This window comes from Anaerotignum lactatifermentans DSM 14214 (genome assembly GCF_900142265.1).
Lineage (GTDB): Bacteria > Bacillota > Clostridia > Lachnospirales > Anaerotignaceae > Anaerotignum > Anaerotignum lactatifermentans.
Window position 1 is genome coordinate 169,593 of sequence record NZ_FRAH01000003.1, and the last position, 9,919, is coordinate 179,511.

A 9,919-nucleotide genomic window follows, 5' to 3' on the forward strand; every position below is an offset into this window, starting at 1 on the left:
CTCACGCCTGCCCTTCTCCGTAATAAATGTCATAGATTTCGTCGGTATATTCTCCCGGCGCTTTGTAAATCACAAGGGGAGGTTCCACCTTCACCATAGGCTTGCCGCCTCTGCCCGCTTCCACCAGTACCATAGAAGGCGCTTTATCCACAAAGGAATGGACGAACCGCAGCCGCTTGGGCTCCAGTCCATACTGCCGCAGGGTACAAATGATATCCGTCAGCCGATGGGGACGATGCACCATATAGAACCGTCCGCCGGGACGCAGCACCTTTGCGGCGCCTTTCACCACATCCTCCAATGTGCAGAGGACTTCATGGCGGGCAATGGCTTTGGGACCGGAAGGATTTTGCAGACCGCCGCCCTCATTCATATAAGGGGGATTGGAAGTGACCACATCGAATACGGAACCGCCAAAAATGGCTGCCGTTTCCTTGATGTCCCCTTCCACAATCTCCACTTTTTCCTCCAGTTCATTAAGTGCCACACTGCGCCTTGCCATTTCCACGCTTTCCGGCTGGATTTCCAGCCCTGTGAAATGGCTGCCCAGCGTTCTGCCTTCCAGCAGAATGGGCAAAATGCCAGTACCTGTACCCAAGTCCAGCACTTTTTCTCCTTTTTTCACCCGTGCGAAGCCGCTGAGGATGACGGCATCCACGCCAAAACAGAACCGTTTGGGGTCTTGGATGATGACATAACCCTTGCGGTGCAGGTCATCCACCCTTTCTCCCTCTTTGATCAACACATCAGTCCTCATACTGCTTCAATTCCTCCGATACAGGCTGCTGTTTCCGTTTCTTCTTGGATTTGATGACTTTGATCTCATCCACATGATAAAAAGCAATGGTAGGGGGATCGTTTTCCGTTTTCCGCACTGCCGCTTTCACCTGCTGCATCAATACGTTTGTGGAAAGGATTTCCCCGGTACCGTCAGGGGTAGAGATAATATCCCCCACAAAAGGCAGTTTCTTGTTCAGTTCTTCGTATACATCTTCTTCGTACTTCAGGCAGCACATGAGTCTGCCGCAGATACCGCTGATTTTCGTGGGGTTCAGCGCCAGATTCTGGTCTTTTGCCATTTTGATGGACACGGGCTGGAAATCCCCCAGGAATGTAGCGCAGCACAAAGCTCTGCCGCAAATGCCGATGCCGCTGAGCATTTTCGCTTCATCACGGACACCGATCTGCCGCAGTTCGATACGCATACGGAACACTGCCGCCAGTTCTTTTACCAGTTCACGGAAGTCTACACGACCGTCAGAGGTAAAGTAAAAGATCAGTTTGTTCTTATCGAATGTCATTTCCACATCCACCAGTTTCATGTCCAGTTCCAGACGGGCAATCTTCTGCAGGCAGATGCGGAAGGCTTCTTCTTCCTTCTTGGCATTGGCTTCCACCACTTTGGCATCCTCCGCTGTGGCAGGACGCAGTACCTTTTTCAGAGGAGGTACAATGGTTTCTTCGGGCACAAAGGTATTTTCTTTGATAACCGCGCCATATTCAATACCTCTTGCTGTTTCCACAATGGCAAAACCGTCTTTTTCCAGTTTCTGACCATCGGGATCGAAATAATACATTTTACCGGCTTTTTTGAACCGGATTCCTACAACTTCTATCATACAGTCTAATTCTCCTTTAATTGTAACAGCATCACTTCCATGGTAAGCCGAAAATTCGCGTTGCGCGCCAGCTGTACACGGGCACGCTGTATAAGAGCGGCTTTTCGTGCCAGTTCCCCTTCGGATTCCACGGCACTTCTGAAAATCTCCGCCTTTTTGTCTTTTTGAATGAGGTCTTTTTCACTGCGCAGCCGTTTGGCATAGAGCAAGTCCCGATACCAAAGCTGCATCATGTCCAGAAAACGCAGATCGTCTTTATATTTTTCCAAATCCTTTGCCCACAGAAAGACCTCTCCTTTTTTCGCCTGAGGCAAAGCCATGAGTTTTTCCAAAATTTCCTGCCGCATCTGCTGAAAACTTTCGTCCTCCAGCAAATCCAGCGCCTGTCCAATACTTCCCTGGGCGTAAGCGGCGTAAACGGCGCTGTCTGCCGGGGAAAGTCCTTTTTTCTTTTCCAGATAATCTGCCACCATGGTATCCGGCAAAGGTCGGATATGGAGCGTCACCGTACGGGACAATATGGTAGGCAAAAATGCCGTCTGATTTTCCGCCAGAAGGAGAAAAACGGCATAAGCAGGCGGTTCCTCCAATGTTTTCAAAAGGGCATTCTGCGCCTGTACGGTCATGGTGTCCGCCTGTTCCACAATATAAATCTTATAGCGGTAGCGATACTGTTTCAGACTCACGTCCTCCAAGATCTGTTCCCGCACATCGTCCACGCCCAATGTCTTTTTGGTGGGGCGGACGTACACAATATCCGGGTGGTTTCCCGAATCGAATGCCAAGCAGCTTTTGCAATGACCGCAAGGCTCTGTGCCGCCGGCTTCACACTGCAATGTTTTGGCAAAGGTATCCGCAATGAGCCGTTTGCCGCTGCCTGCGCTGCCCGTCAGCAGATAGGCGTGGGAAACGCGTCCCCCTGCCACTGCCTGCTGCAAATGGCGCAGCAAAAGGGCATTGCCGTAAATATCCGAAAAACTGTGCAACGCCCTTCACTCCTTTCCTTTTTGTGCCATCAGAATTTATGGAACTGATCCACATCCAGCACAAATACTGTTGCGCCGCCTACCTTGACTTCAATGGGCGCAAGGATAAATCCATGCATCGCGCCGCAGGAAGAAGGCAGTGTTGCGTACTGTGTTCTTGACTTGCTGTTTTCTTCAATGATTTTCAGGGCTTCATCTACTTTCTCATCGTCCACACCGGTCATGATGGTGGTATTGCCGCTGCGGAGGAAACCGCCTTTTGTAGCCAGTCTGGTTACCTGAATTTCCGCTTCGTTCAGATGGGAGATAACTTCGCCCGCGTCTTCATCCTGGATAATGGCAATGATCAATTTCATATAAATCCCTCCTTATGGAATCAATGGCTTACGCTCTGTCCAAAAGTTCATCCAGCGCTGCTTTGATCTGCCCAAATACTTCTTCTATGGTGCCGGAGGCATCAATGCGGCAGATTCGCTCCGGCTCTTTTTTGCAGAGCGCGTCATAGCCCTCGTATACCTTCTGGTGAAATTCCAGCTTTTCCTGTTCCAGCCGATCCAGCTCATGGTTTTCCTCCTGCTGTTTGCGCGCCATGCCCACTGCGGGAGGCAGATCCAGAAAAACAGTCAGATCCGGCACAAGACCACCGGTGGCAATGGCATTCACCTGTGCCACCATATCGCCCAATCCTCTGCCGTAAGCCTGATAGGCAATGCTGGAATCCACATAACGGTCGGAAAGTACCACTTTTCCTGCCTGAAGTGCCGGCAGGACTTTCTCCTCCACATGCTGGGCACGAGCCGCCGCATAGAGGAGCATTTCCGTTTTTGCAGTCATTTGGGGATATGCCGGGTCAAGAATCAATTCCCGAATGGCTTCCGCCACGTCTGTTCCGCCGGGCTCTCTCGTCACCACCAAATCCACCTGTTTTTTCTCCAGATAAGAAATGATTTTTTTCAGCTGGGTAGACTTTCCGCTGCCGTCGCTGCCCTCTATGGTGATAAAATACCCTTTCATGACACACCTCAAACTCTCTTTCCGTCCATTATTGTCAATTGCATAGAAAAATTATAACACACTCCCCCCGAATTGGCAAAAAAAACAATGGCAAATTGCGTCACGGGCAAGCAAAAAAAGCCGGAAAACCTTTTTACAGGCATCCGGCTTTCAGGGTGTCGAATAAGTCGACACCCTGTCGTCAAAGGCTCATTTCATTCAAGCCTTTGACGAGTAGGCAGAAGTATAAAGCAGGAATTCCATCAACTAAATAGTCTTGAAATTCCTGCTTTTCCTCGTCGGAAATAAATTCCGACTGCGGATTCCAGTTGGGGAACTCTTTGTTCCCCAAGCCCTTCCGTAAAAATGTTTACTTTCTGCCGCCTCGTAAAATCAGCAGTTTCTGTCCCGAAAAGAGCCGTTCGGGATTTTCAATATCATTGACCATGAGGATACGTTCCGGTGTGGTGCGATATTTTTTGGCAATATCCCACAGGCTTTCTCCATCCTGTACCACACAAATGACAGCGGAAGGACGTTTTTCCGGTGTTTCTTCGGGCATTTCCAGAAGGTCTGTAACCACTTCTGTTTCTTCCATGGCTGTCACCAGAATTTCCAGCAGAATCTGCGCCCGCAGTTCCCCTTCTGTTTCCGTCATAAGGCGGAAGTCCACCTGTTCCGCTATGCTGCGTACACAGGCAGTATCCCCTGCTTTAGCACCTCGCACTTCCACGGTCTGGCGGAAAGGAATGCCCCGTTGCAGCACACATACTGCCGCATCGTCATCGGCGGAAAGATAGAGGATTTCCGCCTGCAATACCCCTTCCACATTGACAGCATCTGTTTCCACAGTCACATCTTCCGTATGTACCTGCCCCCATGCCGCTACTGCCTGCATCATGGGCATTTCTCCATTTTCCAGAGATACGCCTTCTTTCAGACTGAAACGGCTCCGTGTCATGCCCACGCATACGGGGAAGGTGACTTTTTCCCCTTTGGGCTGCAAACAGCTTTCCAGACCATAGGCATCTGTGACCATTTCCTGTTCCGTATGGTCTACGGCTTTCAGTTCTGCGCCAATGACCGCCGTCACATCCAGATTCCGTGTTTCTCCGTCGTCATTCACTGCCGGACGGACTTCGCTTTCATTGACAGTCAGTTTCACATCTGTCCATGTCTGGGGGGTAATGCCGCCGCCTTCAATGAATCCATGGAAAGGGATTTCCGCTTCCACTGCCACAGGCATGCCGTTTTCCTCTGTGCCGTAAATGGCTGTCAGCCGCAGATTCCCCCGCACTGCCACTTTTCCGTCCATAGCACGGATGTCTGTATCGGAAAGGGTCAATACCTGATGGAGCATTTCCCCGATGTTGGGCTGGTCTGCCCCCAGTGACACCGTATGCTTCACTGTGAACCTGTCCTTTTTCTCCGCAACGGGGCGTTCTGTGAGCACCTTTTTCCGCAGCAGTTCCACCGCTTCTCCCTGGGCGCCGCTGACAGTCTGAAGGCTTTTACTGCCTTCCGCTTCCGCCCATACTTCCACAATGGCACGCAGTCCCACTTTCCGGTCATTGATGAGCTGACATTCCAGATGTTCCGTTTCCGCCATGACATTCACAGCATCCTCTGCTGTCATGCCTTCCACGTACAGCACTTCCTGTATGGGCAGAGAAGATGTCATGGCATACACAGGCTTTTCGCCGCCTGCTGCCCGATACAACACTCGCACCATCAGTTCCCCGGTGAGATTGATTTTTTCCTCGCCGCTTTTCACCTCATCCAGCCGTACCGTACCGCTGCAATGGAGCACCTGCGCCACATCAGGGCGGTTATCGGGCACGATCATATCCCCTTCCAGCAAAATACGGGAATGGTGGGTTCCCTTCCGCTGTTTCCAAGTCATAGTATCTTTTGTCATTTCCAAGGCCATATTTCCTACCTCCTTCATCATATCAGGCACCTGCATCCCGTCTTTTGCGGATTGCCTTTCTGTAAAATATATGACGAAAGGGAAAAAATATGATTCTATATAAAAAGGGCTGTGTTTTACACACAGCCGCCCAGCCTGTAGAAAAACTATGTTTTACATTTTTTCAAGAACGCGGAAGGGCTTGGGAAACAAAGAGTTTCCCAAATTCAATCCGCAGTCGGAATTCACTTCCGACGAGGAAAAGCCGAAGTTTCAAGGCTTTTAGTTGATGGAACTTCGGCTTTATACTTCTGTCTACTCGTCAAAGGCTTGAATGAAATGAGTCTTTGACGACAGGGTGTCGACTTTTTCGACACCCTGAGGGCTGTGTTTTTCCAACACAGCCGCTTCTTCCATTATCCAAAGAAAGGAAAGAGCCGAAACAGCACTTTGCCCTTCAAATCTTTTTCCGCAATGACGCCCATATTCCGGCTGTCAAAGCTTTCCGTCCGGTGATCTCCCAGCACAAAAACCGTATCTGGCGGAATCACCAGATCTGCCACGCCTTCCGTAGGTCCCATGGCGTAAGGCTCATCCAGCAGAACACCATTGACCATGACCCCTTCAGGCACAATTTCCAGACGGTCGCCTTCCACCGCAATGACACGCTTGATGACTTGCCGCTGTCCGTCCTCGTCTGTATAATCAAAGACCACCACATCTCCCCGGTCATAGCCCCCAAAAAAGCCTGCCAAACGGCTGACGCAGACCACATTGCCGTTTTCATAAGTAGGTTCCATAGACCCGCCGGAAAGGCGCAGGGGCCAGCAGGCGTAAAACAGCACCAGAAGGATGATGGCAGCACGCAATATATCATTTCCCCAATTTCTTATGTTTCGCCGCAAATTTTCTCTCCTCTTTTATTTCCGTTTTTCGGACAAAATACCGCATTTTTCCGTAGTTTCAAGTATACGGTTTTTCCTGTTCTCAGGCAAGGGGAATTTGTGTAGAAAATTACGCCAATTTTGGGATTTTTTTGTATTACATCTGTTTACGCACCGTGCGGTACTCATCCTCCAGACGATAATATGGACAATTGCGGAAGCCGTCACGCAAAAAACGCTCCATTTCGTCCTCATCCAGATTCACGTCGCAAAAATATTCTTCGTATTCCTCGTCGTACTGATAATACATACAGCTTTCACATTGCATGGCACTCTCTCCTTTTTTAGAACAACTGTCTGCCTTCCACAAATTTATGAAGGACTTCGCTGTCCTCTGTCAGATAAATGACACGTTCCAGACGCTGGGCAATGTCATATTCCCCGGGGTTATCATAACGGCTGTCATCCAGCACAAAAGCGTCAAATTCATAACCTTCCGCAAAGGAACCCACTTTTCCGAAGAACGCACCGCCGCCCAGTGTTGCCAGATAGAACACCTCGGGAATGGTCAGGGGCGCCAGAGATTCATCCACCAGACGCCAACGCATTTTGGAAACACGGATGGCTTCTGCCATGGCAAAGAAAATGGAGCATCTTGTGCCGCCTGCGATGTCGCTGCCCAGACCCATGGGAATGCCTTCTGTGAGGTAACGGCGGGCAGGAGCAATGCCGGAAGCCAGATTGGTGTTGGATTCGGGGCAATGGGCAATGAATACGCCTCTTTCTTTCATCAAACGGATTTCGTCGTCACTGCTCAGGACGCAATGCGCCATGATGGTGGGGCAATTTTCTCCGCCAAACAGACCGAAACTGTCGTAAGCGTCGCCGTAATGTTTGGATTTGGGGAACAGTTCCTGTACCCAAGCCACTTCCCCTCTGTTTTCGGACAGATGGGACTGTACAGGCAGGTGATGCTGTTTCTGGATGTCGCCCAGTTTTTCCAGCAGTTCATCGGTGCAGGAAGGCAGGAACCGAGGTGTCAGGATGGGCTTGACATGAGGGAATTTATCAGCCACATCAGCCAGCCATTGAACGGTTTCCGCTGCGGATTCCTCTGTGGTTTCTCTCAAAATGTCAGGGCTGTGACGGTCCATATTGACTTTCCCGACCATAGCGCACAGACCTGCTTCTTCCAGCAGTTCCATGAGCACTTCTGTGGACTGACGATGGATGGTGCCGAAGATGCAGCCTCTTGTGTTAGGGCCTTTTCTCATTTCTTCCACAAAACGAGCGTAATTCTTTCTTGCAAAATCTGTATCCACGTACTTTGCTTCCTGAGGGAATGTATGAGTGTCCAGCCATTCCAGCAGTTCCAAGTCCATGCCCAGTGCGCGGAAACGATACTGAGGCGCATGCACATGCAGGTCTGTAAAACCGGGCATAATCAGCTTCCCTGTGTAATCCAGCAGAGGGAAATCCTGATATTTTTCGGGCAGCTTGGCGAACACACCGGCAGAAACGCCGTTTTCGCAAACCAGATACCCATCTTTGCAGGTTTGAAGTGTATTTTTATCTTTACTATAGCAAATATCGCCTTTGCATACAAAGTTTTTCTGAACCATTTGAAATCCTCCTTAAAATCTCCATAAAAAAATACCGCCTACATCTGCGGATACAAATTCCCCAGATGCGGGAAACTCATAGCGCGGTTGTTTACGGTAACCGGTAGAAACATCCAACCTATTATGGACCTATATGGGTTTCATTTCCGTTAAGCAGTATACGCCGAAACTACAGGTGTTGTCAATGTTTTTCGGCAGTAAAAATCAGACAAAAAAAGAAGTCTTACAATTTAAGCGGAAGGGCTTGGGAAACAATGGTCAACACGTTTGCTCCGCAAACGCCAGCCATAAATGACTGTCCGCACTTCTTTGCGGTGTGTGGTCAACTCGTTTGCTTTTACAAACATCAGCTATAAATGGCTGTCCGCACTTCTTTGCGGTGTGTGGTCAACTCGTTTGCTTTTACAAACATCAGCTATAAATGGCTGTCCGCACTTCTTTGCGGTGTGTAGTTTCCCAACTGGAATCCCTTAGGGAAAAACAGGGAGTTTCAAGGCATTTATGCCAATGGATACTCTGCACCCCGAAGAAAACGGGGGCGGCGAAGCTGACTTTGCAAAGCAAAGTGCTTGACCCGCTGTTTATACTTCTGCTTACTCGTGAAAGGCCCCCATGAAATGAGCCTTTCACGAAACAAAGGGTGTCGATAATATCGACACCCTTTGTTTTCTGCACTCTACAGGATTCGAACCTGCGGCCTTTCGGTCCGGAGCCGAACGCTCTATCCCCTGAGCTAAGAGTGCAAACCGTAATCCTTATTTTACAAGAAAACAGGCGGTCTGTCAAATTTTCTTTTCGTCTTTTTCCAAAAAAATCCGACACATCTTCGGGGAGGATTCCGCTTGCCGCAGGAGGCGCAAAAACTCCGCCACCGTCAGTTTTTCCCATAGTTTATCGGCAGGAGGATAGAACTTTTCCGACCGTCCCAAAAGAAAATCCGTGGAAACGTCGAAATAATCCGCCAGTTTCAGCAAATCGTCAAAGGAGGGCTGGTTCCTGCCGGATTCATAATTGGCAACGGCTGTATGGTTGTAATGGAGGTACTGCCCCAAAGCCTCCTGTGTGATGCCCTTTTCTTTGCGGAGCTGACGCAGACGCTGGGGAAATTTATTTCGCATGGACAATGCCCCCTTTTTTAGGAAAAATTTTCTGGTATCGTTTCACCTTATTATACTTATTTTAAATAAGAATTTCAATATAATATGTTATTTTGAAGTCTAATCCTATTTTTACGGCACAACCTATAATGTTATCAGGTGATGAATATGCATGCAAAAGACTTTGAAAACTTCCTTTCTCTGAGAATCTCACAGCTGCGGCATCAAAAAGGAGTTTCTGCCAGAGAAATGAGTCTTGCCATAGGACAAAGTGAAAATTATATCAGCCGAATCGAAAGCAAGCGGATGTTGCCTTCCATGCTTGTCTTTTTCTATATTTGCGAATATTTTGGCATCCATCCAAAGGAATTCTTTGACGAGCAGCTGGAAAACCCCGGCATCTCCAAAGAGCTGATGGAGAAATTCCAGAAACTGACGCCGGAACAATCCCAGCACATCCTTGCCATCATGGACGACATTCTGGAGCGTTGATATGCTTTTGTGAAAAATCAAAACCACCCGTTGAACGGGTGGTTTGATCAGACCCTATAAGGGTCTATCTCTTGTGGTAGCCCCCTAAAGGGGGCATTGAATAGTCTGGCAACCACACTTTTAACTCTGGCTGCCCCCTACTCGGGGGCACTTTTTATGCCTTATTTCACCGGCTCACCCGTGAACGGGTCTGTAAATTCCTTTAAACTTATTTGATCATTCATAATATCATCTTCCAGCTGATTTTTGATGTATTCTTTTATTGCCGTTTCATATCTGCCTACTGTATCTACAAAATATCCTCTACACCAAAAATG

Annotated in this window: 11 protein-coding genes, 1 tRNA gene, 1 pseudogene and 1 riboswitch; of the genes and pseudogenes, 1 reads left to right on the plus strand and 12 read right to left on the minus strand. The window is 48.9% G+C overall.

Translation table 11 applies throughout. From position 1 onward, the window contains the following. Position 1 precedes the first annotated feature (1 nt). From BUB35_RS00910 to BUB35_RS00955, 11 genes are all read right to left on the minus strand, one after another. The gene (locus BUB35_RS00910) at positions 2–757 is read right to left on the minus strand and encodes a tRNA1(Val) (adenine(37)-N6)-methyltransferase (protein ID WP_072848050.1); all 756 of its coding nucleotides are present in this window, start codon (positions 755–757) and stop codon (positions 2–4) included. Beyond that, positions 747–1,619 (minus strand): PSP1 domain-containing protein, encoded by an 873-nt coding sequence (locus tag BUB35_RS00915; RefSeq protein ID WP_072848051.1) that lies wholly within the window; start codon positions 1,617–1,619, stop codon positions 747–749. Before BUB35_RS00915 ends, BUB35_RS00910 begins: the two co-directional genes overlap by 11 nt. Before the next feature lie 5 nt (positions 1,620–1,624). Next, positions 1,625–2,605 carry a DNA polymerase III subunit delta' gene (gene holB / locus BUB35_RS00920; RefSeq protein WP_072848052.1) on the minus strand — a complete coding sequence of 327 codons (981 nt, stop codon included), beginning with the start codon at positions 2,603–2,605 and terminating at the stop codon, positions 1,625–1,627. Between the two features lie 29 nt (positions 2,606–2,634). Continuing rightward, complete coding sequence (locus BUB35_RS00925) at positions 2,635–2,961, minus strand: cyclic-di-AMP receptor (RefSeq protein ID WP_022255537.1); 327 nt, start codon at positions 2,959–2,961, stop codon at positions 2,635–2,637. 28 nt (positions 2,962–2,989) lie between these two features. Beyond that, entirely contained in the window at positions 2,990–3,619 is a 630-nt protein-coding gene (tmk, locus tag BUB35_RS00930) for a dTMP kinase (protein WP_072848053.1), read from the minus strand. Between the two features lie 349 nt (positions 3,620–3,968). Beyond that, a complete protein-coding gene (locus tag BUB35_RS00935) occupies positions 3,969–5,528 on the minus strand; it encodes a DUF3794 and LysM peptidoglycan-binding domain-containing protein (RefSeq protein ID WP_072848056.1) in 1,560 nt (519 codons plus the stop codon). Between the two features lie 395 nt (positions 5,529–5,923). After that, positions 5,924–6,412 (minus strand): signal peptidase I, encoded by a 489-nt coding sequence (gene lepB, locus BUB35_RS00940; RefSeq protein WP_072848059.1) that lies wholly within the window; start codon positions 6,410–6,412, stop codon positions 5,924–5,926. Positions 6,413–6,548: 136 nt separating this feature from the next. After that, complete coding sequence (locus BUB35_RS19200; RefSeq protein ID WP_022255541.1) at positions 6,549–6,719, minus strand: DUF6472 family protein; 171 nt, start codon at positions 6,717–6,719, stop codon at positions 6,549–6,551. 16 nt (positions 6,720–6,735) lie between these two features. Then, complete coding sequence (locus BUB35_RS00945; RefSeq protein WP_072848062.1) at positions 6,736–8,013, minus strand: amidohydrolase family protein; 1,278 nt, start codon at positions 8,011–8,013, stop codon at positions 6,736–6,738. A 59-nt stretch (positions 8,014–8,072) separates the two neighbouring features. Beyond that, positions 8,073–8,170: riboswitch (purine riboswitch) on the minus strand. A 513-nt stretch (positions 8,171–8,683) separates the two neighbouring features. Then, positions 8,684–8,756 (minus strand) — tRNA-Arg (locus tag BUB35_RS00950). 39 nt (positions 8,757–8,795) lie between these two features. Further along, positions 8,796–9,131 carry a helix-turn-helix domain-containing protein gene (locus tag BUB35_RS00955; protein WP_072848065.1) on the minus strand — a complete coding sequence of 112 codons (336 nt, stop codon included), beginning with the start codon at positions 9,129–9,131 and terminating at the stop codon, positions 8,796–8,798. A 147-nt stretch (positions 9,132–9,278) separates the two neighbouring features. Here BUB35_RS00955 and BUB35_RS00960 point away from each other — a divergent pair, with 147 nt between their 5' ends. Beyond that, the gene (locus BUB35_RS00960; protein WP_072848067.1) at positions 9,279–9,602 is read left to right on the plus strand and encodes a helix-turn-helix domain-containing protein; all 324 of its coding nucleotides are present in this window, start codon (positions 9,279–9,281) and stop codon (positions 9,600–9,602) included. A 161-nt stretch (positions 9,603–9,763) separates the two neighbouring features. Here BUB35_RS00960 and BUB35_RS00965 read toward each other — a convergent pair. Further along, positions 9,764–9,919: pseudogene (locus BUB35_RS00965) on the minus strand (IS200/IS605 family transposase); the annotation flags it as partial.